The sequence below is a fragment of the Mycolicibacterium fluoranthenivorans genome (genome assembly GCF_011758805.1).
GTDB classification, from domain to species: domain Bacteria; phylum Actinomycetota; class Actinomycetes; order Mycobacteriales; family Mycobacteriaceae; genus Mycobacterium; species Mycobacterium fluoranthenivorans.
In genome coordinates this window covers 1,894,122-1,916,665 of the sequence record NZ_JAANOW010000001.1, presented here as the reverse complement: position 1 = coordinate 1,916,665, position 22,544 = coordinate 1,894,122, and the positions used below count along the sequence as shown (strand labels likewise).

The window sequence follows — 22,544 nt, the reverse complement described above, 5'->3', positions numbered from 1 at the left end:
GCGCTACTTGCAGAGTTCCTCGACCGCGGCGTTCTGGGCGTCCGCATCTTTGAGGCGCGCGTCCTGTCCCGGATCGCTCTTGGGTACCTGTGCCATCGCGGCGGCGCCGATATCCATCAAGGTGTTGCCGAACTTGCGCGCTGCGTCCGCAACGTCGGCGGGCGCGGCGGGCTCGATCCGGGCCAGCAGGTACTGACCACCGCCGTAAAGCGCGAGGCGCGCGTTGGCCGCCACGGCCAGCGCGCCGGTCACATCTTCGTCGCCCCCGGGGGCCTGCAGGGCGCTGCTGTTGGCCACACCGGCGCGCACGAGTTCGAACGCGGCGCACAGCTTGGTCTTGGCGTCGTTCTTCTCGGTATCGCTGAAGGTCGGCGCGGCCGCCTCGGCGGGTGCGTTGGGTGCACTGTTCGTCGGATTTCGCCACATCCACGCCGACGCACCCAGGGTGGCTATCGCGATCAGCACCGCGATCATGGCCAATACACCGGGACCGAAATTGGACCCGGACTTGGCCTCCTCCGCATCCGGTGCGGAATCCTCGGATACGTTCTCGTCGTCGGGCTCGTTATCAGCGGACACGAGGGCAAGGGTAACAATCGGATGGGACCTGGCTTGATCGTCGGTGCGGCGCGACCCCGGCCGGCGTTGCCCCCGAGGGACGGTTTGCCGCTCGATCGACACCGACGAGCCCAATACACGATGGAAGTGGGCGTCAATTCTTTTTGCTCGCTATTGCGGCGCGCCCCGTCAATCCTGCGACTATCCGGGAATCCACGTCGCCGCAAGAATTGCCGACTCGCACAGGTCGCCATCGGCGCATCCGGCGTCGGCAACGTAGTCGATGAATTGCTACCTCAGGGCCAGAGTCCGGCGCGCCTCGAAACGGTGAGCGGGAGGTCCGGCAGTGCTGAGTCTGAATAGCGGAACAGATCGTTGGTTATCGCCACTGTTCGTCAACGTCGACTTCTCGTCGAGAAACTTCCCTATATCGACGAGAAGTCGACGTTCGTGCCGATATCTAGTGCGCAGCCTCGAAGGCCTCGAGGATCTCGCCCTTGATGCGTCCCCGGTCGGAAACCTCAAACCCGTTCTTCCTGGCCCACTTCCGGATGGCCGCGAGCTGCTCCTTGGAGCCGCCGCCGTTGCCACTACCGTTGAGGGAAATCGATTTCACGGCGCGGCGCGGGCGCGATCCGCGAACCTTCACCGCTGCGTCGACAAACGGCTTCAACGCCTTATCGAGCTTGGCGATGTTCGACGCCGCCAAGTCGATCTGATACTCAACACCGCGCACCGAGAACTCGATACGCTCACCGCCGCCATCCGAAATTTCAGAACCATCCAGGTCGTCAATTAATTGGCGGACAACTCGTTCGGCCATTGGAAATGCCCCCATCTCTTCGATTGCCTTCGCAGGCTACCAGCGAGTACACGCTCTTTCACATATCAACTACCAGATTCTAATGATTCAGGGCCGGTTCATAGCGACTTGACGGGAGATGCTCATCTCACATAGGAGGCCGGAGACCTTTCGTATTGATTCGGCGAATCCGACAAAGCCGGACCGGAATCATCACCGCGGGTTAGAGGCGACACCGATTTCTCCGACACGCCGCCGTGGCAGCCCGAGTGGATTTCACACCGATAGGTGATCGCCGTTACGGCGACGGCCCACATTCGGGCGTGCACACATTATTCGTTGACACCCACGTCAATTTCTGTAACCGGAAGTGGACGCTGATGCCCTGTAGACAAAGATCGATTTCCGCACACTCCCGGTTTGATGTCCCGGCTAGCGGGTACTCCGCCTGGATGGACCCTGAGAGCCTTCCCGATGACGTGCCGATTGCCGACGCCGTCGAGCAGTTGCGCGACCTCACCGCAACGGACACCGATATCGAGGCCACCGCCACTGGGCCCGACACCCCACCGCTGGAGGCCGAAGCCCCCGACTGGCAGGAGCAGAACGACCCCGTCGAAATCGATCCGGAATCCGACGAGTACGGACGCTGAGGCGCCGACTCACACCGCTTTGCGTGGACGGCTTGTCAGGCGCAGTCGGCGCAGACCGTCTCTGCCCCTCGGGCGAAACCGAGCCGATGCCGGTGCGTCACCAAAAAGCATCTGGTACAGGTGAATTCGTCGTCCTGTTTGGGAACAACCGTGACAGTGAACTCTTCGCCGGAGATATCGGCACCTGGGAGCTCAAAGGACTCGGCCAGTTCGGCTGGGTCATCAGCATCTGTAGGCACGGGCTTCAATTCGGCAGCCAGGTCGGCCAGCGGGTCCGCGACAGTGCCCTCCTCTTCGATCGTGCGCCGTCGCGGTGCGTCGTAGTCAACTGTCGCTGCCATGGTTTCATCCGTCCTTACCGAGGGGCCGCAACAATAGCGCCGCGGATACCGATAGCGCCGTGTACCCCGTGTCGGGGTCGATCACACCTGCCCACGGACGGGGAAACGCACGCCCTCTCAATTCTCATTGACGACTGTCATTGACGATCGTCAGCAGTGACCGTACGGTGACGATATGCAGTCGTCGCACACCACGCGAAAAGACGGATCGCCCACCGGCAGCGCCCGAGAGGCCCGACGACTCGAAACGCGCGCGCGCATATTCGATGCCGCGGTGGCCGAAATGGGCCGTTCGGGCCTGGCGGCCGCGGACGTCACCGCCATCGCCAACGCGGTGGGCGTGGTGCGCGGAACCTTCTACTTTCACTTTCCGACCAAGGAACACGTCTTGGTCGAGTTGGAACGCCACGAAGAGGTCAATATCGTCGCCGAACTTCGCGACGCACCAACCGGTGACGGCGACCTGGTATCGATTCTGCTGCTGTTGGTGCGGCACGTGCTCGCCGCAGAACGCCGATTGGGACCCGTTGTCTTTCGGGACATGCTGGGATTGCATTTCTCCTCAACACGGCCGGTCGAAGACGAGGTGGCCGAGCACCCACTTGCGGAGTTCCTGTCCGACGTCGTCACCGAGGCGCAACACGCCGGACGGATCCCCCCGGAGGCGGACGCAGGTGAACTCGGGGTCTTCTTTCTCACCGGCCTATTCGCGTTGCTTGCCACCGGCGTGCAGGACTCCCCCACCGCAGACGCGGTGCTGGGTCGTTATGTCACAACGATTGTCAAAGGAATGGAGACACGGTGAGCACAACGAGTATCGAGGGCTATCGCGACTATCTGCGCAGGCGCGACGGTGAAGCCGACCTCCTCAATCGACGCCTGGCGAATCGCGAAGAATTCTTCGACCATCTCGAGACCAATCCGATCCGGTCACAGCGGCCTGCCGACCGGACCACCTTCCTGCGAAACCTCCGACGCCGGGTGCCCGAACCGGGTCTGGACCGGAAGATGCTGTTCCTGTTGGCGACCGCCAAACTCAATCAAGCTGAGCGGTTCGGCGTCGGACTCGGCGAAACCTACGGGATGAACAGCGACGAGGACCTGCCTCCCGAGCGTGTCTATCTCGAACTCGAAGAGCATTATCACACAAGGCTTCTCGCCTACGTGCTGGATGTTTTCGACTTGACCTTCCAGGTGGTGCCTCCCCCGTTCGTGATGCGCCAGTTCGTCAAAGCGGGAGTGTTCCTGCCCGAGCGGCTCGGGGTGATGTTCGTCGGCGCAGCCGAGATGGCGGGGTGCGTGATGTTCGATGAACTCCGACGCGTCGGGATGGAACTGTTCGCCGACGAGCCCGAAGTCTGCGAGCGCATTCAGCGGCTCTACACCGAAATCCTCACCGACGAGATCGGTCACGTCGGCTACTGCGCCTCTCGATGCACACCCGCCGAGCGAGCGATCATGAGACGTGCCTATCCGCTCATCGGCCGGGTATTCGCACGACAAACCGTGGAGATCAGTCTGCTCATCGACCCCGCCGAGCTCCGTGCACGGCTGGACCGGCCCTTCGACGTCGACGAACTGACCGTCGGCCTGGATAACGAGACGTATCTGGTCGCCCATCCCTGACGGCCACGCCCTATCGCATTGCGCGCCAGAGCGGCGTGGCGACTCACCTGCAGCAGTGGGGATCCAAGACGACGCACAACGCCTGCATCGCTTCCGGATGAGCGCGGTGAAACACCTTCATGCCGCGGCGCTCAGAGAGCACCAGGCCAGCGTTGCGCAGTTGAGTGAGGTGGTGACTCACCGTGGATTCGGTGAGCGCGAGCGCGGCCGCCAAGTCGCCACTGTTCTCTTCCCCCGCCGCCGAGGAGAACAGGTAGGACATCACCTTCACGCGCGCGGGATCGGCAAGCGCCTTGAGCCGCAGGGCCACGTTGAGCGCATCGTCATCGCTCATCGGGCCGGCGGCGACCGGGGCGCAGCACACCGGCGCGGACGTATCGATCACGGGCAGCGCTTTAGGCATGGCCCAAGTCTGCCAGAAAGATTGACATATATCCAAAAGGTGGCATGCTGGGCGGTGTCGCATTAGTTCGATATATGTCCAACAACCCGAGGAGGGTGAGTCATGTCCCGTGTACAACTGGCACTCAACGTCGACGACCTTGAGGAAGCAATCACGTTCTACACCAAGCTGTTCAACACCGCCCCGGCCAAGGTGAAGCCCGGCTATGCGAACTTCGCCGTCTCCGAGCCGCCACTGAAGCTGGTGCTCTTGGAGAACCCCGGCAAGGGCGGCACCATCAACCACTTGGGCGTCGAGGTCGCCTCCAGCGAGACCGTGCACGACGAGATCGCCCGCCTGACCGGCGAGGGCTTGTTCACCGACGAAGAGATCGGCACCACCTGTTGCTTCGCCACCCAGGACAAGGTGTGGGTGACCGGTCCGGCCGGCGAGAAGTGGGAGGTCTATACCGTGCTCGCGGACTCCGACACCTTCGGCTCCAGCCCGCAGCATCTCGACGAGAACGCCGATGCCGCGGGTGGGTGCTGCGGGAGTCAGGCGATCGACCTGGATACGCGCCTGGCCGGAAGCCACCCCGCTCAGTAGCAGTGCCGCATCCGCGGATTCGAACCGGCGGCGAAGGTCACTTTCGACGGGGGCACGCCGAACCAGCTGGGCACAGGACTTCGCCTGACGGCGATCAGAACTATGGTTGCCCCGCGACCTGGCACCTACTGTTCGGAACCGTGACTTCAGCGCGACGAACGAAAGAACCGCTGTGACGACGCTCGCCGAACACACTGCGGCTTCACACACGGCGCCCACTCCGGTGCGGCCGGGCCCGCCATAAGTTCGGGACCGTCACGGGCATCAGTGATGGGCCTTGGCTGACAAGGCTTCTCACCGCGATCAACAGGCACGGATCCGCCAACTGGGCTTTGCTTTCCAGGCGCGTTCAGAGGTCACGTCCGCAGTCGGGCCGCGGTCCTGACTCCTGCGGCCTCGCTAGACGGCAGCGACCGCGTGTTCCAGGTACGGGGCGATGTTGCCCATGGCCCGAGTGACGTACTCTTCCTTCTCACCCACGGGCGCAACGTAATGCAACGCGCTTTCCGCTGCGCCAATGCCTTCGAGGCGAGCAATGATCCACGCGGCCAGATACGGTGACGCCAGACAACCGCCTGCGGTCGCGACGTTACCCCTGGCGTACAGGGGTTGATTGAGGACCTCGACGCCGGCCTCGATCACCCACGGCTTCGTCGTCAGATCGGTACATGCCGGAACACCTTGCAGCAAGCCGAGTTTGGCCAGGACCAACGTCCCTGAGCATTGACCGGCGAGCAACTGTAGTGATGGGTCGAGTCGAAGTTGTTCCATCAGGGCCGGATTGGCCACCACCTCGCGTGTCTGCATGCCACTGCCGACGATCACGGCGTCGGCGGAGCGGGCCTCCTGCAGGCTCGCCATCGACTCGATCACCACACCGTTCATGGAACGCACACGCGGTGTCGGGCATGCGATCGAGACGCGCCAATCAGCTTTGCGCACCCGATTGAGCACGCCCAGGGCGATCAGCGAGTCGAGTTCGTTGAAACCTTCGAAGGTGAGGATGGCGATGTGCATGGGTGTCTCCTGTCGTCGCCGAAAGCGTAGGAGACCTATTCATGACATTCAAGAAATTGTTCTAGATACAATCGCGGCGTGCCGGCTCCCCGCTACAAGACGATCGTGGACGCGCTGGCGTCCGATATTCGCTTGGGGCGGTTGACCTCGGGAACACGTCTGCCCACCCATCGCGACCTCGCCGCCCGCGAGGGCATCGCGTTGGCGACCGCGTCGCGGGTGTATGCCGAACTCGAAGCCATGGGCCTGGTCAGCGCCGAACAGGGGCGGGGCACCTTCGTGCGGGAGGTCACGCTGTCCCCCGGCCATGGCATCGACCAACAGGTCACCAGAAGCGGCACCGTCGATCTCAACTTCAACTACCCCTCGGTGCCCGGTCAGGCCGAGACACTCCGGCAGGCACTACGCGACCTCGCGAACTCCGGTGACCTGGAAACTCTGCTGCGGTATCAGCCCCACGGCGGCCGACCACACGAGCGCGCCGTCTTCGCCGAGCACCTACGACGCCGGAAACTCGCCGTCGACGCCGAGCACGTGCTGATCGTCAACGGGGCACAGCACGGACTCACCACCACGATGCTGGCGGCACTGCGCCCCGGCGACGTGGTCGCCGCCGACGCCCTCACCTACCCGGGCTTCAAAGTGCTCGCCGAAAGTCTGCACCTCGAACTGGCACCCATCCCGTCGACCCAGAACGGTCCGGACCTCGACGCGCTCACCCGCCTGTGCACCACGCGCAGGGTTCGCGCCGTGTACGCGATGCCGACCATGCACAACCCGTTGAGTTGGGTCATGGACCTCGCTGCGAGACGGCGCCTGGTCGACATTGCCCAAGAACATCAACTCCTCATCATCGAAGATGCCTCCTACGCCTACCTCGACGAGAAGCCACCCCCTCCCCTGGCCGCGCTGGCCCCCGCCTGCACCGTCTATGTATCGGGGCTGTCCAAGAGCGTCGCCACCGGGCTGCGTGTCGGGTTCCTCGCTGCCCCAACATCATTGATCTCTGCGATCGAGCGCGCCATCCGCGCCACCACGTGGAACACGCCGGCATTGACGACAGCCATCGCGACCCGCTGGCTTCACGACGGCACCGTCGACCGGCTCGAAAGCGAAAAACGTGCAGACGCGCGGGCCCGACAAGCCATCGCCCGTGAGGCATTCGGTGACCTGGCGCTCATCACCCACCCCTCGTCGTACTACGTATGGCTCCCGCTGCCCGAGCCAGCCCGCGTAGACCGGATCGCCGCAGCACTGCTGCGCGAGAACATCTCCGTGTCGACGGCCGAACCCTTTTCCATCTCCGGCCAGGTCCCGCAGGCGCTTCGACTCGCCCTCGGCTCCGCGGACATCGACACCCTCGGCGTGACGATGAGGACGGTCAGGCAGGCCGTCGATGCAGAGATCTACCGCTAAGAATTGATATGCCGGCCCCACCGCCAATGAGGTATCCGACCGAGAGCCTGGCGGAGCGCACGACGGTCTCCACACTCCACGGTATGAAATGCTCATTGCAGTTTTGATCTGGTCTGGCTTCGATTGCGTATTTCAGCGTCACGTGGCCTCGCCAGCACACACGGCGTTCCAGGTCCGTCAACAACAATTCGTTCGCTTTGCGAAGATTTTCAAAAAGCTTTGCCAATGAGAATGACATGGCCTCGCTTAGATTCAGGCGAGCGAAAGCGAATGTCAACCAAATCTAGTAACATGACGTCGTATAGCCTGATATTCGAACGCGTAAGGGGACGTTGGTGTACGGCATTTCACCCGAAGAGAATTTCGACTTTCTCGACCGGAAGTTGCTACAGCAGATGTGTTTTGGCGAGAATGAGCTAATTCTTCGCTTCGATGATCCTACGATCTCCATCGTCATCATGGCCGACATCGAGATCGTCACCCACATTCGTGGACGTAGATTGGCAGAAGACCCGCGCTCGCTTGCCAGTGATCTCGTAGACTTTCTCGGTAAGACGATCACCGATATTAAGTCCACTCAACGCGCCTTGTTTCTGGTATTCGATGATGAATACACGCTAATACTGCACGACTCGGACGAAAATTATGAGTGTTTTACTATAAAAAACGGCGATCGCATAATTGTGGTCTGAGGCGAGATGGCTCGGCCTTCTCGTTGACTGGAATAGGCCCGATAGATGCGTCGATTTGGACGAAGTGCACCACATGGATAACCCGTCACCACTGATGGCCTGCACCAGCTATTCGTACATTGCCAGCGGCGTAGTCAGCCCTTCGGGCTGTACTTTTGAGGCCCATGCATGAAGTTCTCAGCGCCACAGCGGGGGCAGCGCAGTCGGTACTCATGCATGGTCGGCGCCTCCGGATCGGAACGCCACTCACTCACATGGATTTCAAGGAATTCGTCATCATTTGCGGGACAACGAATATTGTCCCAGCTCCCAGCGGCCACGTGTTTTGTCGCCTCAATCCATCGCCCGCGCTGCTCCCCCACGCTAAGCATCATCTCAACCTCCCAAACCAGCGAACCCGCACGGCGCCCGTCTATGACAGAGCTCTCGGCTCGTGAACGTTGAGGCGTTGTATCCGTGCGGTGGGCAAGAACCACGCGGCTAATCCCACCGACAAGAACCCTTGCGACCCCGCCGCGACGCGCACGGTCTAGAGAAAGGACTCCCGGTCCGGAAACGAGATAGGCGTTTGCCAACGGCCGGGGCCGCAAGGGTGAACCACGGCCAGCATCTTCACGACACCGGTCCCATCAGGGGCCACCACAACCAGATTGGTTAACGGCCCTCGCGAGGATACCGGCAACGGTTCGGAAGCAAGTAGAAACGCAATGCTAGCTGTTGGCCTCGGGACCCCTTTTGGCGAAGGCATCCAAGTAGTCCGATTTCTGGAGTCGTTGCGCTAGTTTCAGCGGGCTGTTCCCGCTTTCATTCTCGATAGTGGGGTCTGCACCGTAATGGATGAGTAGCTCAACGAGGGGTAAAGTGCCGTCCTTGCCAAAGACGGCACGCCATAGGGACGTGTTTCCCCATTTGTCCTGGAGATCGACCTGGGCGCCGGCTTCCAGAAGTGCCTTTGCTGCGTCATAGTTCTTGTTGATGGCGGCCATGTGCAGGGGGGTGAGGCCGTCGGCGTCGGGTTCGTTGACGTCGAAACCTTCGTCGATCGTGTCACGAACACTGTCCTGGGTTCCCCGGACAGCCGCTTGGTGCAGCGGGGTGCGAGCCATGTGAGGACTCCTTCGGTCTAGCCCTTCGGTTTGGGATGGTGTTGGCTGCTCTTCTTTTTCTTCTTCTTGCTTCTTCGGCGATCTTCTTCGCCGCCCCGGTCGGGGTGAACATCGTCGCGACGTCCGCCAACGTGGAAGCCACACCGAGGGCTTGGTTGTCGGGCATGGCTTCTGAGGCGATCTGCAAACCGGCGGCACTCACATTGGCGACGGCAGCGGCGATCGCGGCTGCCCCGGCCGGCCCGCCCACACCGGTGACCGCGACCGCGGCACCGGCGACGATGATCGCGGTTTCCATTGGGTTGTTCTTCACGAACGTGCCCACAGCTTTGGCCCCGGACACCGTGGCCGACGCGGCAGTGGTGACCGCATCCCCTACTGCGCTGGCAGCACTGCTGATCGTGGAGGTGAAAGAATCGAAAAGTCCGGCCGGCAACGGTGCCCCACCCATACCGCCCACATGCAGCGGCGGGTCGACGAAGACCGGCCACACGGTGTCCGGGCGGGGGTCGATGACCTCCGACAGTTGATACAGGCCGGGTCGTAGTTGACGCGCCACGTACGACGACGGAACGAGTCGGCCTGTGGCGTCGCGGGTTTCCGCCGGGGCGAACATGCCGACGGTCTCGGCGGTCGGGGTGGCCCGGTTGATGGTCAGGTAGCCGTTGGTGTGGGCCAGCATCACCGTATCGGCCGGGGTGCGCACGAAGGTGGTGACCATCCGCACCCCACCAGCGGTGTTGATGCGGGCCACCGTGCGGGTCCCGGTGGCGGTGTTCTCGGCCAGCATGTCGAACCCGGCACCGGTATCGGGGTAGACCACCTGCCCACCGGAGGTGTGCTGGGCAGCACCCAAACCTGCGGGCAGCACCACCTGCACCGGCCCCGCCGCAGTGTTCGAGGTCAACCCGGCAACAGGGTCGGTCGGCAAGCCCGCCGCACGCTGCCCCGCCGTCAACGCCGCATCGGCCGCGGTGACGGTGGTGGATCCACTGAATGCGGCCCACGCGGCATCGGCGAATCCTTGAGCTAGCGAAACCGACCCCGCACCGGCACCGGGCCGGCCTCGGTCAGAAAGCCAGTGCACCCCACCCACGGTGAGCGCCACCGTGACGATCAACGCGAAGCTGACCTGCCACCACCGACCGATACTCCACCCCGACCGGTCACCCGGCAGAAAATCCCCCACGATCATTCCCCCCAAAATTCAGATCCCCGGCCCGCCAGCTACGACGAGCATCTGCAAGGTGTAGTCGGGAACCCACCCCGAAACCGAACGGTGATCTAGCCCACAGCAACAATCTCGGCGATCTCGCCCGATACTGCGCAGCGCACATTCACCCGTCACAGATGCGGAAGATCCCAGCACAACCCCGATGGCGCACCCTCACATATCCGCGACTGGAATGTCAATCCTGTAAGAGTGGTGGCTATCGGGCAACCTTCCATGCGCAGAGCCCAGCCATCTCACCGACACAGCCCCCACTGCATCGAGCAACGACAAGGTCGATGGGCGCAACTGAGACCAGAAACATCCCTCCCACATCTACTAGGACTGAGGCAGCCCCAGATGCTGCTTGGCGACTGCGCTAAGGACGGAGGTTCGCATTGCCGGACTGCCGGTGTGAACTGAGCCCTCGATGATCGCTAGCTCAGCGTCGGGCCGAGCTTGAACACGCCGGCGGCCGACCACCGGCACCGCGGTGCGCAAGAAGAAGCCATCCTCGTTGGGGATGCCCGCAAACTGGCGCCAGCGAGAGCCCGCGGTGAACTACTGCTTGTAGTTCCATGCCACGAAGGAATTGGAGACCGAGTGCGTGACCCTCTCCGCCCCCAAACCCGCGCGCCCACAATTTCCCGAACTCGTTGGCTTTGCAAATGTTGCCAATGGGCATGAAAACGGCCCCCGGAGAGATCTCCGGGGGCCGTTCCTACTGGTAGCGGGAACAGGATTCGAACCTGCACCTCTGGGTTATGAGCTAGATACCGGGAATTCTTGCACCTACGTTGAGTTCCAAAAGTGCAGGTCATTCTGGGTGCATGGTCCGGGCTATAGCGCTCGATCCCACCGCTCGGAGGGGGTTTCGCAGAGTTTTGTTCCCAAATTTGTTCCCAAATCTGCCAGGTATTTGTTCCCAAATCTGCCAGGTACGAGACCACACGCAGTTCCAACGGCGTCATGGTTTCGAACACCGGACCCGGTGATTGCGAGTCAGCGCCTCCGGCCAATGGTCACCGACCTGAATCGGCACAGGGCGCTTACCCACTCCAGACATCGCCTGCCAACGATCAGTCACTACCTAGAGTGGGGTGAGTCGTTGTGCAACCACCGACGGAAGCGCATTGCCGGAGCGTGGCGCCCTACCCGTCTTGTCCGCTAACCATGCAGCCAAGCATGTAAATGGAACCTAGAATTTCACTTGAAGATCTTGGCGAGTCAGCCTGCGGACACCCCAGAAGTAGGTGACCAGTGGCATGGTGCACCAGAGGACGTTGATCAGGACGAACTTGACCCACATTTCTACTGGGCTGGACATGCTCTGCAGGTTGTTGGCGATTTCCACGCCGAAGTAGACAGCTGGCAGAGTGACCTCCACGATCATTCCCGCCATAATCAGCGATAGCTGAATGCTGGTGAATCGCTTTCCGTTTCGGAAGAACTGACCTAGCGCGTACGCCTCGAAGAGGCCGACGAACAGGGCGATCCATTCCATGCAGACGATGAGCGGATCACCGTTGAGGTAGCGGGCGTCTCCGCCAAGGAGAATCGGCGACCACATGTAGGTCCAGAGCGACCCGCTTTCGACGCCGGCGCGGATCTGATCGAAGAGCAGAAGCCAGGGCAGTTCCCAGATGAAACGCGGGATGAGTGCGATGAACACCCAGACGATCACCATCGCACTCAGGCGCTCCCACTTGGTGCGGTCGCGCTGATCGGGTAGTGGCAGCCACGGCAAGATCAGCGCTGTCGCAAAGCATCCGACGACGACGAGCACCAACACTGTCGACGCTACGGCGTGGGATACCCCGGCGTGGAACTCCAGATACCAGAACACCGGATGGATGGCGAAGAAGAACGCGAGGACCCCGAAGAGCGCCTTCTGAAGCGAGGACAGTCCGCGCTTGGCCGATGACTCCCGCTTGCCGTCACGAGCGATCGTGTCTGTCATGTGAACCTCCGCATTGAGGGAGCAGGGCCGGTCGCGAAACCTGCCTTGCGGGGCGCCGGCCCACACATCGGGTGACGACAACCTGGATACGAATCTGAGCTTCGATCCGACTAGGTTTATATCACGTGTGATGTTATAACGATCAATATGTTTCTGCGCCCGATCGCTGCCCGCGTCCGAAACGCGGACGCCGCGCTCGCCACACCGGCAGACTCATCGCCGCTGCCGGTGTGGCGATGCGCGCGCACCAATTCGCCGTCGCGGTCGGTGTGCGATGCAGCAACGAAGAGCGTCGGGTGAGTCGTCGCGCTCACGTACGCGTCGCCGCGGCAGTGATGACGGCGCTACTTGCTTTCGCATCGGGCGTCGTCTATCTGGGGTATCAGGGCGCGTTCGCCGACACTGACACGGTCACCCTCACGTCCCAGCGTGCGGGACTGGTCATGGATCGCGACGCGAAGGTCAAATTTCTGGGTGTCCCGATCGGCACCGTGTCCCAGATCGACTATGACGGGGCCTCGGCGCAGCTGACCCTGGCGATCCGCGCCGACGAACTCGCCAAGATCCCGGCCAACGTGACCGCACGGATCGCCAGCAACACGATCTTCGGCGCGAAGTCCGTCGAATTCCAGTTGCCCGAGCACCCGACCGCCGACCGGCTATCCCCACGTGCCCACCTACAGGCCTCAGACGTCAGCCTTGAAGTGAACACCTTGTTCCAGACATTGGTCGACACGCTGCGCAAGATCGACCCCGTGCAGCTCAACACCACGCTCACTGCGTTGGGAAATGGACTGCGCAGCAACGGAAAAAACCTCGGAGACACCCTAGCCACGTTGGGCGATCTCATGAGCCGGATCAACCCGCACCTACCCACGCTGCAGTCTGATATCCAGAAACTGAGCAGTACCGCCGACATCTACAGCTCCGCCGCCGACGACCTGGTGTCCGCTCTGGGCAATGTCCCCACCATCAGCCGCACAGTCGTCGACGAGCAAGACAATCTCAGTGCCACGTTGCTGTCCGCGGCCGGCGTCGCCACTGCCGGCGCCGACACCCTCGCGCCGGCCGAAGGTGACTTGATCGCGGCGATCCAACGACTCCGCGCTCCGTTGACCGTCTTGAGCGACTATTCACCCGAATATGGCTGCCTGATCACGGCATTGGCGAAGGCGTACAAAAAGTTCGGCCCCTACATCGGCGGTGTGAAACCCGCACTGTTCGTCAACGCCGGCTTCATCCCCGGTTCGCCGGCCTACACGTATCCCGAGAGTTTGCCGATCGTCAACGCCTCCGGTGGGCCCAACTGCCGCGGATTGCCGGACCTGCCCACTAAACAGGGCGCAGGCTCCTGGTATCGACCACCGTTCCTGGTTACCGACAACGCCTATGTCCCCTATCAGCCGAACACCGAACTACAGTTCGACGCCCCCTCCACGCTGCAGTTCCTGTTCAACGGCGCCTACGCCGAACGAGACGACTACTGATGACCACGTCCCGGACCGGCCTCAAGGTCGGCGTGTTCACGGTGGTCATGCTGCTCGTGCTAGCGGGGCTGGTGGTGACGTTCGGCCAATTCCGATTCGGCTCCAGCACTGTGTATCACGCCGAATTCACCTCGGTTTCGCGACTCAAAACCGGCCAGGACGTCCGTATCGCCGGCATCCCGGTCGGCAGCGTCGAAGAGATCGCCATCGACGGTGATCATGCCGAGGTCACCTTCACCGTCGATAAACGACAGCAGCTCTACACCTCCACGAGAGCCGCGATCCGCTATCAGAATCTCACTGGTGACCGCTACCTGGAGATCCTGGCCGGACCCGGCGATCTACGGAAACTTCCTGCCGGCGCGACGATCCCGCGCAGCAACACCAAACCCGCCTTGGATCTGGACGCACTGCTTGGTGGTCTGCGGCCGGTGCTCAAAGGCTTGGACGGAGCCAAGCTGAACGAGGTCAGCAATGCCCTCATCGAACTGCTGCAGGGCAAGGGCGGGACCTTGTCGACTGTGCTGGCCAACACCGCCAGCTTCACCCAGACCATTGCCGCCCGAGATCAACTCATCGACCAGACGATCGACAATCTCAACACCGTGCTCAGTGCAGCGGATGAGAAAAGCGCCGACCTCAGTACCGGGATCGACCAACTCCAGCAGCTGGTCACGACTCTGAGCCGCGGCAGCGACCCCATTGCCAACGGCTTGCCGCCACTGGCCTCTGCACAGCAGGACCTCACCGATGTCCTGAGCACCGCGCGGCGCCCCTTCCAGGGGGTCATCGAGAACACCGGCCCACTCGCCACCGCACTGGATGACCGCAAGAAGGATGTCAATGCCGCGATTGAGCCGCTCGCCGAGGACTACCTGCGACTGAGCGCGCTGGGCGCCTACGGGTCGTTCTTCAACATCTATTTCTGCTCGGTCAAGATCAAGATCAACGGCCCGGCCGGCAGCGACATTCTGTTACCCGCGGTGACCCCACCCTCGACCAATAACGGTAGGTGCGACTTTGCCAAATAATCCCGAGCGCCGAGACCCGCTGCGCACCGGAATCTTCGGTATCGCCGTAGTGACCTGCCTGGTACTGGTGTCCTTCAGCTACACTGAGCTCCCGTTCTGGCCCAAAGGCCAGCGGTACACCGCCTACTTCGCCCATGCGGGCGGTATCGCCACCGGCAATCCGGTGCAGATCTTCGGATACACCGTCGGAAAAGTCGACAGCGTCGAACTCGACATCACCCATCGCGCGGCCAAGATCGGCTTCACCATCGATCGCAAGATCCGAGTTGGGGACCAATCACTGGTCGCCATTAAGACCGACACCGTGCTCGGCCAACGTTCCATTGAGGTCGCACCCCACGGATCCGGTTCTGTCACCTCCATCCCATTGGCCCGCACCACAACCCCCTACACCCTCAACAACGCCCTGCAAGACCTCGGACACAACGTCGGCGAACTCGATCAACCCCGATTCGTCGAGGCACTCCAGACACTGACTGACGCCATGCGCGATGCCACCCCGCAGGTGCGGGCGGCCCTCGACGGCATCACCAGCCTGTCGCGCAGCGTCAACAATCGCGACGAGAAGGTCCAACAGCTCCTGCATCACGCCAAGTCGCTCTCTGATGTCGTGGCCGCCCGCTCCAGTCAGATCGACCAGCTGATCACCGACGGCAACGTCCTTTTCGGTGAACTCGCGGCGCGCCGCCAAGCCATCGACCAACTCATCACCGGCATCAAAGCACTGGCCGGACAACTCTCCGGTTTCGTCACCGACAACCAGGAACAGCTCGGCCCCGCCCTGACCAAGCTGAACCTTGTACTCGACAACCTCAACGAACGTCGAGAACACATCTCCCAAGCGCTCACCCGGCTTCCCGCATATGCGACCGCGCTCGGCGAAGTGGTCGGCTCGGGCCCTGGCTTCCAGGCCAATGTGTTCGGAGTGCCACCGCCAACCTTGGGCGGAGTCCTTCTCGACTCATACTTCCAACCCGGGAAGCTACCTGACAGTCTCGCCGACTTCCTGCGCGGCTTTCTCACCGAACGCGCCGTCGTGAGGCCGAAATCACCATGACCACACTCAATGTTCGGCTCCGCAACGGATACCGGCGCCTCTACCTGCTGGCGGTCCTGCTGACCGTGCTCGCCGGCGGTCTGCTGACCGCATGGCCCAAACCCCAGCCCCTGACCATCACCGGGTACTTCTCCTCGGCCGTCGGCCTGTATCCCGGCGACGATGTCGAGATCCTCGGAGTACCGGTCGGATCCGTAACCAGCATCAAACCCGGGCCAGAGCACTCCGAGATCACCTTCACTATCCGGCCTGATGTTCCCGTGCCGGCCGGCGCCGCCGCGGTCATTGTGGCACCAAACCTACTGTCAGCGCGCAGCATCGAACTGGCACCGGTCTACACAGACGGACCCAAACTCGCCGACCACACCACCATTCCCGCCGATCGCACCGCCGTTCCCGTTGAATGGGATGACGTCAAAGATGAACTGACCCAGCTGTCGACCCGGTTGGGACCGCAGAACGGCCGCCTCCAGGGTCCGCTCAGTGACGCCATCAATCAAGCAGCCGACACCTTCGACGGCAACGGTCAATCGTTTCGTGACGCCGTCCGTGAACTCTCCAAAACTGCTGGGCGACTTGGTGATTCCCGTCACGATCTGGTCGGCACGGTGAAAAACCTACGCACCCTTGTCGACGCGTTGTCTCACAGCAACGACCAAATCGTCCAGTTCACCGGCCACGTCGCCTCCCTGTCACAGGTCTTCGCCGACAGCTCCACCGACCTGGCTGGCGCGCTGGATGCCCTCACGTCCGCACTGGCCCAGGTCAAAACCTTCCTCAGCCACAACAACACCACGATCGGCAATCAGGTGAACAAGCTGACCGAGTTCACCTCGCTGCTCACCGAGCACAGCGAAGATATCGAACAGGTACTGCACGTTGCGCCCAACGGCCTGGCGAACTTCTACAACATCTACAACCCCGCCCAAGGCTCGATCGGAGCGATCCTGTCTCTGCCGAACATCGCCAACCCGGTCCAATTCCTCTGTGCGGGCGTGTTCGACGCGGCAGCGACCCCCGAGTACTTCAAACGCACCGAGATCTGCCGGCAGCGCATGGCGCCCGTCCTCAAGAGAATCATGATGAACTTCCCGCCCGTGCTCTTCCACCCCATCAACACCATCACCGCCTACAAGGGCCAGATGGTCTATGACACACCACAAACCCAGGCCAAGGCCCAAACACCGGTATCGCAGCTGCAATGGCAACCGCTACCCGGAATGAGCCCGCCGCCTGGCTCGCCCCCACCCGATCTGGCCAGCCTGCTGCTTCCACCACCGGCATCAGAGGCAGTCCCGACCCCACCGACTCCACCGGGGAACCCCGCTGCCGAAACCGATCCGGCGCAACAACCCGCGCCGGCGCCACCGCCACCGGGACCCGGCCGATGACCCGCATACGACTCCGCGGTCGGGCATCGCGGCGGCTCGCCGCGTTCGGGTCACTCATCACGGTGGTCAGTGGGTGCCAGTTCGGCGGCCTCAACTCACTGGACATGCCCGGCACCGTCGGGCACGGCGCCGGATCGTTCACGATTACCGTCGAACTACCGGATGTGTCCACACTGGCGCAGAACTCGCCGGTGCTCGTCGACGATGTCACCGTCGGCAGCGTGTCCGGACAACATGTCAGGCAACGCGCAGACGGAACCTTCTACGCCGCACTGCAGCTCTCGCTCAGCTCAGCAGTACACCTGCCGGGCAACGCCGTCGCGACCATCGGGCAGACCTCACTGCTGGGCTCTCAACACGTCGCGCTCGCCGAATCTGCCACCGAAGCACCCGAAGGCGCGTTGTCCGACGGCGCCACGATCCCGCTGCAGCGGGCCGGCCGCTATCCCACCACCGAGGAAGTCCTGTCCACACTGGGTGTCGTCGTCAACAAGGGCAATCTCGGTGCACTCCAAGACATCACCGACGAGCTGTACTCCGCCGTCGCCGGCCGCGCCGGGCAATTCACCAACCTACTTCCGCAACTGGCCGACCTCACCGCATCGATTGACCGGCAAAGCACCGACATCGTCAACGCCACCGAGTCGATCAATCGCGTCGCCGCAAAATTCGCCACCAAGGACACCACGGTCACCGCCGCACTGGCCGCTCTTCCGCAAGCAACCCAGATTCTCAACGCCAACGCCGGACGAATCGTTGACACCTTCGCCGCACTACGCCGCTTCAGCGAGATCGCCTCACGCATCCTCGCGCAAACCAAGACCGACATCACCGCCGACCTCAAGGCCTCTTACGCCGTCGTCAAACCACTAACCGATCACGCGCAGGAACTCATCGACGCCCTCCCCATCACCGTGACCTACCCCTTCCCTCAAACCGGGATCAAACAAGCCATCCGCGGTGATTACCTCAACGCGATCGCCACCCTGGACCTCACCCAGCGCCGCTTCGGCGAGAACATCTTCACCACCTCACCGCTGGACCCAAACATGAAGCACCTCAACGAAATCCTCACCACGCCGGACTTCCTCATCGGCGAACAGGCCAACCTGTCCGGACAAGCTGCCGACCCGTTCACCATCCCGCCGACAGGACCCCGCTAATGCTCACCCGGCTCGCTCGCTGGCAGCTGAGCATCTTCGCGGCCGTCACCGTCTTCGCCATCGGCACCCTGGCGTTGTACTACTTGCGCGTGCCCGAAGCACTGGGAATCGGGCGGTACACCGTCACGGCCAACTTCGCCGCCAGCGGCGGGCTCTACCCCAACGGCAACGTCACCTACCGTGGCTCCACCGTCGGGCGCATCACCGCCGTCACGCTGACCGACAACCTGAGCGTCGACGTACACATGCGGCTCTACTCCGACACCGCAATTCCCGCCGACGTCACCGCGGCAGCCAAAAGCGTCTCCGCAATCGGCGAACAATACGTCGACCTCATCCCCACAGCCGACAGCCATTCGGCCGCCGATCTGCGCAACGGATCGGTGATCGACCGATCCCACACCACCCTCAGCGGCGACATCGCAGGACTGCTACGCGAGGCACAAGGACTGGTCAGCTCGCTGGATCAAAGCAAACTGAAAGACGTCCTGCGCGAAACAGCAACCGCCTTCGACGGCTCCGGTCCCGAACTTGCACGATTGATCAACTCCACCAAAGCGCTGCTCGACGAACTCCACGCCGGCAGCGAAGACACCACCACCCTGATCGACCAACTCGGCCCGTTCCTCGACGCCCAGATCCGCAGCGGCGACAACATCACCTCGCTGGCCGACGGACTGGCCCGATTCACCACCCAACTACGCAAAGCCGATCCGCAGCTGCGCGCGCTGCTCCAAACCACGCCCGCAGCAGCGGAGTCGGCGACCAATACCTTCAGTGGCATCAGGCCGTCGTTCCCGATGCTCGCCGCCAACCTCGCCAACTTCGGCCGCATCGGTGTCATCTACCACAAGTCCATCGAACAGACTCTCGTCGTTCTTCCCGCCGTGACCGCCGTGCTGATCAGCGCAGCTGAACAGCTACCCGCCGATGAAGGCGTCAAAGTCGACTTCAAGCTCGGATTGGGCGATCCGCCACCGTGCAATGTCGGCTTCATCCCCCCCACCGAGATCCGATCCCCGGGTGACCAAACGCTGCGCGACCTACCAAAAGACATGTACTGCAAAGTTCCGCAAAACTCGTCCGCGGTGGTCCGCGGGGCACGCAACTACCCCTGCCAGGAATTCCCCGGCAAGCGCGCTCCCACCGTGGCCCTATGTAGGGACCCCGCCGGCTATATTCCGATCGGCAACCAGGCGTGGCGTGGGCCCGCCGTCCCCGAAGCGACAGCGATTAACGATCCACGAAACATCCTGCCCTACAACAAATTCCCCTACATCCCACCGGGTGCAGATTACGATCCTGGTCCCCCGGTCACCCAGTTGCCCCCTGGCGTGCCCCCCGGCCCGGGGCCAGCAGAGTATGCACCGTATCCGCTGCCCGTCCCGCCAGTCACACTTGGCCCGCCACCGCCGCCTCTGCCCTACAACCCGCCCCCTGACCAACAGGTCCCACCCTATGGACAGAACCCTGTGCCGGCGCTCACCCCTTCATCTGCTCCCGTCGGAGCGCCATCGGAAATACCGCCGCCCGTCGCCAGCCCTACCGTAACGACGTACGACTCCAGCAACGGTCTGTTCCAGGACCAGAACGGAGACCTCGGCGTCTTCGCCGCCGCCAGCAGCAAGATCAAACCCGCTGAGAACTGAGCCGACCTCATGCTCGCTCCTCCGCAATCCTGACACGCGGGTGACTTTTGATGAGAGGCCAACGCGAGGCACCTAGGATCGAGCCCGTGGTCGCGGAAAACGTCTTTCATCATCCTGGACCGCAGAACCCCGTTAACGGAGCGGGCCGTTCAGCTTTGCGCTGTGCCTGCCATGCTGGCAGCGACAGTCACGACCGCTCGGCAGAATCACCTCTTCCATGACATCCAAGTCCAAAGATTCCGCAGCTCCGAGGCGATCCCGGCAGCGAGTCCAAGAACGTGCCGACCGGACCCGTGAACTGGTCATCAACGCAGCCATCGAGTGCATCCGCGAAGAGGGCTTCGCGGCAGCCAGCACCCGACACATCATCGAACGCGCAGGAGTGAGCACCGGGGTCGTTCAATACCACTTCGGCGACCGCGATGGTCTGCTCACCGCGGTCATCGACCACGCTATATCCACGCTGGTCACGTCTGTGAACGATCTAGCCGACAAGGTCGCCGGGATCAAAAACATAGACGACCGAATGACAGCTCTGGCCGACGCTGCATGGGCAACCTTCCTTAACCCCGCCAGCATGACGGCCATGGAAATCCTCATCGCCACGCGGTCACTGCGATCCACACTCGACATCGAGCAACTCATCGACCTACAACCTGGCCTCGAACGTATCGCCGAACTCATCGGAGCACCGTCGCCTCACGCGAGGGCCATCGCCGACCTTCTCTGGGCCGCCCCCGTCGGCCTCATGGTCGGTCAAATGGTCACCACCGTGCCACTACCGACCGAACCCCAACGACAAGCCATGGCGCAGCTGATGGCCGATCACCTACACCGCAGCCGGACCCGACGCCGGACTGAGTGACAAGCTTTGTCATGGAGTTGAACGCCGGCACGGTCGTCGTCACGCGACAGCCAGGCGGGTTTGGTCAGCCACGACCGACGGTCTACCGCCGCCGCGTTTTGTGCCCTAAGCGCACGAACGCTGTCGGGCAAAGCTGCCTCTGAGGCCTGCGCCGTGTCGGTGTGGGGCCCTACGGCCTGGACCACTCGACCCAACGTTGGCGCACTCAGCGGACTCGAGTGAAGTCGCAGCAGTTGCCCGACCGATCAGTTCCCGAACTCGCTGGTTTTGCGAATGTTCCCAAAAGTGTTCCCGAGCAGAACGAGAACGGCCCCCGGAGTAATCTCCGAGGGCCGTTCTACCTAGTAGCCCTCGAACGATTCTGTTCAAACACAGCGTGTCGCCAGAGGTCTCCCGTCTCCCCGCAAGAGACATCCACCCATGTCGCCCCGGCAGTTGGCCAGCGTCAACGGCAGCGGCTCACCGCGACGCTGCGGGCTGACGTCGTGGGCTACTACACCAAAGGCATGGCCACTCGGCAAGTCGCCGCCATGGTCGGGATTGGACGGACAACTGTGCTCAAAATTCTGAAAGATGCTGGTGTAGCGGTCCGGCCGCAGGGGCGGAAATACTAATTAACCCACGGTCACCGTCCTACCACTCCGGGGTTCGAGTAAGACCTCCGTGCTAGAGCTGGTGAAACGTTACTCGAACCCCGTGTACCAGGGGCAACGGTTACGGCAGATGGCTGAACTGGTCGAGAAATCAGTGAATATGCCGGTCAGGGCCCGCGATCGATTGGTTCGCGAGCATCGGGGTAGACCGACGACTGTCTGCTGAGATGATCAGTGAACTAGTGCAGGCGTATCGGGAGGGAGCATCAACAACCCAACCACGACACCGTTATGAGGTTGGCCAAGGCAGTTTCATCAAGATCCTGCGTGAGCATGGGGTGGACATGCGAAACCAGGGTCTTGCCGACGACGTTGCTATCGCGGCCGAGTTGTATCGCAGCGGCATGACACTGGCGCGGCTCGGCGAGCAGTTCGGGATCTCCCCTAATGTCGTGCGGCGAGCGTTAGTTGCTGAGGGTGCGGGCGCGGGGAGGGAGTAAGCCGCGCTCACGGCACTAGCTCGACCAGATCTGGTGGCCCTCGGTCGGTTCATTCCGAACATAAAGTTGATTTACCGGCAACCACATTTCGATGCGACCAATCGACCTCCGAAGTTCGTCTCTCCTCCGCGTCAACGACATCGGATCACTGCCCAACTCCGCGCTGATGTGGTGGCAGCGTACAAGTCCGGGCAGACGAGCCGGCACGTAGCAGAAGAGTGGGTGGTTGGGCGGACCACGGTTCTGAACATCTTGAAGGCTGCGGGTGTCTCTGTGCGGCCGCAGGGGCAACGGTACTGAGAGTGAATAGGAACCTTCCCAGTGCGCCAGGGCACGCAGTCCTGCGCCGGCACGTATGCGGATATGGCTGTCGAACTGCACGCAACAACAACGCCGGAGCGGCTATCGCCACTCCGGCGTTGGTCGTGCGGGAAGTCAT

21 protein-coding genes are annotated in these 22,544 nt (G+C 62.3%); 13 read left to right on the top strand and 8 right to left on the bottom strand.

Annotated elements, in window-relative coordinates; all coding sequences use genetic code 11:
• Positions 1 to 3: 3 nt before the first annotated feature.
• Positions 4 to 579, bottom strand: a complete 576-nt coding sequence (locus FHU31_RS09375; RefSeq protein ID WP_263988133.1) for a hypothetical protein — start codon at positions 577 to 579, stop codon at positions 4 to 6.
• A 439-nt stretch (positions 580 to 1,018) separates the two neighbouring features.
• Positions 1,019 to 1,381: a histone-like nucleoid-structuring protein Lsr2 gene (locus FHU31_RS09370; RefSeq protein ID WP_167157709.1), complete on the bottom strand. Its 363-nt coding sequence runs from the start codon at positions 1,379 to 1,381 to the stop codon at positions 1,019 to 1,021.
• A 431-nt stretch (positions 1,382 to 1,812) separates the two neighbouring features.
• Between FHU31_RS09370 and FHU31_RS09365 the strand changes: the two genes are divergently transcribed.
• Positions 1,813 to 2,013, top strand: a complete 201-nt coding sequence (locus FHU31_RS09365) for a hypothetical protein (protein WP_167157707.1) — start codon at positions 1,813 to 1,815, stop codon at positions 2,011 to 2,013.
• Between the two features lie 35 nt (positions 2,014 to 2,048).
• Here FHU31_RS09365 and FHU31_RS09360 read toward each other — a convergent pair whose 3' ends face one another.
• Positions 2,049 to 2,354, bottom strand: coding sequence for a DUF4193 family protein (locus FHU31_RS09360; RefSeq protein ID WP_090355530.1), 306 nt, complete (start codon positions 2,352 to 2,354; stop codon positions 2,049 to 2,051).
• A gap of 175 nt (positions 2,355 to 2,529) precedes the next feature.
• Between FHU31_RS09360 and FHU31_RS09355 the strand changes: the two genes are divergently transcribed.
• Complete coding sequence (locus tag FHU31_RS09355) at positions 2,530 to 3,159, top strand: TetR/AcrR family transcriptional regulator (protein ID WP_167157705.1); 630 nt, start codon at positions 2,530 to 2,532, stop codon at positions 3,157 to 3,159.
• Positions 3,156 to 3,980 carry a hypothetical protein gene (locus FHU31_RS09350; RefSeq protein WP_167157703.1) on the top strand — a complete coding sequence of 275 codons (825 nt, stop codon included), beginning with the start codon at positions 3,156 to 3,158 and terminating at the stop codon, positions 3,978 to 3,980. Before FHU31_RS09355 ends, FHU31_RS09350 begins: the two co-directional genes overlap by 4 nt.
• A gap of 43 nt (positions 3,981 to 4,023) precedes the next feature.
• Here FHU31_RS09350 and FHU31_RS09345 read toward each other — a convergent pair whose 3' ends face one another.
• Positions 4,024 to 4,383 (bottom strand): Rv2640c family ArsR-like transcriptional regulator, encoded by a 360-nt coding sequence (locus FHU31_RS09345; protein WP_167157701.1) that lies wholly within the window; start codon positions 4,381 to 4,383, stop codon positions 4,024 to 4,026.
• A 102-nt stretch (positions 4,384 to 4,485) separates the two neighbouring features.
• On the opposite strand from FHU31_RS09345, the gene FHU31_RS09340 reads away from it, so the two are divergent.
• Entirely contained in the window at positions 4,486 to 4,968 is a 483-nt protein-coding gene (locus tag FHU31_RS09340) for an ArsI/CadI family heavy metal resistance metalloenzyme (protein ID WP_167157699.1), read from the top strand.
• A 399-nt stretch (positions 4,969 to 5,367) separates the two neighbouring features.
• Here FHU31_RS09340 and FHU31_RS09335 read toward each other — a convergent pair whose 3' ends face one another.
• Positions 5,368 to 5,985, bottom strand: a complete 618-nt coding sequence (locus FHU31_RS09335; protein ID WP_167157697.1) for a DJ-1/PfpI family protein — start codon at positions 5,983 to 5,985, stop codon at positions 5,368 to 5,370.
• A gap of 78 nt (positions 5,986 to 6,063) precedes the next feature.
• Here FHU31_RS09335 and FHU31_RS09330 point away from each other — a divergent pair, with 78 nt between their 5' ends.
• Together FHU31_RS09330 and FHU31_RS09325 are read left to right on the top strand one after the other, a co-directional pair.
• Complete coding sequence (locus tag FHU31_RS09330) at positions 6,064 to 7,401, top strand: aminotransferase-like domain-containing protein (RefSeq protein ID WP_167157695.1); 1,338 nt, start codon at positions 6,064 to 6,066, stop codon at positions 7,399 to 7,401.
• A gap of 335 nt (positions 7,402 to 7,736) precedes the next feature.
• Entirely contained in the window at positions 7,737 to 8,093 is a 357-nt protein-coding gene (locus FHU31_RS09325) for a hypothetical protein (RefSeq protein WP_167157693.1), read from the top strand.
• 710 nt (positions 8,094 to 8,803) lie between these two features.
• Here FHU31_RS09325 and FHU31_RS09320 read toward each other — a convergent pair.
• The 3 genes from FHU31_RS09320 to FHU31_RS09310 all read right to left on the bottom strand — a co-directional run bounded on the left by FHU31_RS09320 (position 8,804) and on the right by FHU31_RS09310 (position 12,369).
• A complete protein-coding gene (locus tag FHU31_RS09320; RefSeq protein ID WP_167157691.1) occupies positions 8,804 to 9,199 on the bottom strand; it encodes an ankyrin repeat domain-containing protein in 396 nt (131 codons plus the stop codon).
• A complete protein-coding gene (locus FHU31_RS31220) occupies positions 9,141 to 10,388 on the bottom strand; it encodes a hypothetical protein (RefSeq protein WP_208410183.1) in 1,248 nt (415 codons plus the stop codon). Before FHU31_RS31220 ends, FHU31_RS09320 begins: the two co-directional genes overlap by 59 nt.
• A 1,219-nt stretch (positions 10,389 to 11,607) precedes the next feature.
• Positions 11,608 to 12,369: a hypothetical protein gene (locus tag FHU31_RS09310; RefSeq protein ID WP_167157689.1), complete on the bottom strand. Its 762-nt coding sequence runs from the start codon at positions 12,367 to 12,369 to the stop codon at positions 11,608 to 11,610.
• A gap of 296 nt (positions 12,370 to 12,665) precedes the next feature.
• On the opposite strand from FHU31_RS09310, the gene FHU31_RS09305 reads away from it, so the two are divergent.
• The 7 genes from FHU31_RS09305 to FHU31_RS09275 all read left to right on the top strand — a co-directional run bounded on the left by FHU31_RS09305 (position 12,666) and on the right by FHU31_RS09275 (position 21,012).
• Complete coding sequence (locus tag FHU31_RS09305) at positions 12,666 to 13,856, top strand: MCE family protein (protein ID WP_263987922.1); 1,191 nt, start codon at positions 12,666 to 12,668, stop codon at positions 13,854 to 13,856.
• Positions 13,856 to 14,887, top strand: coding sequence for an MCE family protein (locus FHU31_RS09300; protein ID WP_167157685.1), 1,032 nt, complete (start codon positions 13,856 to 13,858; stop codon positions 14,885 to 14,887). The genes FHU31_RS09305 and FHU31_RS09300 overlap by 1 nt, the downstream gene beginning before the upstream one ends.
• Positions 14,877 to 15,944 (top strand): MCE family protein, encoded by a 1,068-nt coding sequence (locus tag FHU31_RS09295; protein WP_167157683.1) that lies wholly within the window; start codon positions 14,877 to 14,879, stop codon positions 15,942 to 15,944. Before FHU31_RS09300 ends, FHU31_RS09295 begins: the two co-directional genes overlap by 11 nt.
• Positions 15,941 to 17,335, top strand: coding sequence for an MCE family protein (locus tag FHU31_RS09290; RefSeq protein WP_167157681.1), 1,395 nt, complete (start codon positions 15,941 to 15,943; stop codon positions 17,333 to 17,335). The genes FHU31_RS09295 and FHU31_RS09290 overlap by 4 nt, the downstream gene beginning before the upstream one ends.
• On the top strand, positions 17,332 to 18,498 hold the full coding sequence (locus FHU31_RS09285) for an MCE family protein (protein WP_167157679.1): 1,167 nt from the start codon (positions 17,332 to 17,334) through the stop codon (positions 18,496 to 18,498). Before FHU31_RS09290 ends, FHU31_RS09285 begins: the two co-directional genes overlap by 4 nt.
• The gene (locus FHU31_RS09280; RefSeq protein WP_167157677.1) at positions 18,498 to 20,147 is read left to right on the top strand and encodes an MCE family protein; all 1,650 of its coding nucleotides are present in this window, start codon (positions 18,498 to 18,500) and stop codon (positions 20,145 to 20,147) included. Before FHU31_RS09285 ends, FHU31_RS09280 begins: the two co-directional genes overlap by 1 nt.
• A gap of 217 nt (positions 20,148 to 20,364) precedes the next feature.
• Entirely contained in the window at positions 20,365 to 21,012 is a 648-nt protein-coding gene (locus FHU31_RS09275) for a TetR/AcrR family transcriptional regulator (protein WP_167157675.1), read from the top strand.
• Positions 21,013 to 22,544: the final 1,532 nt, after the last annotated feature.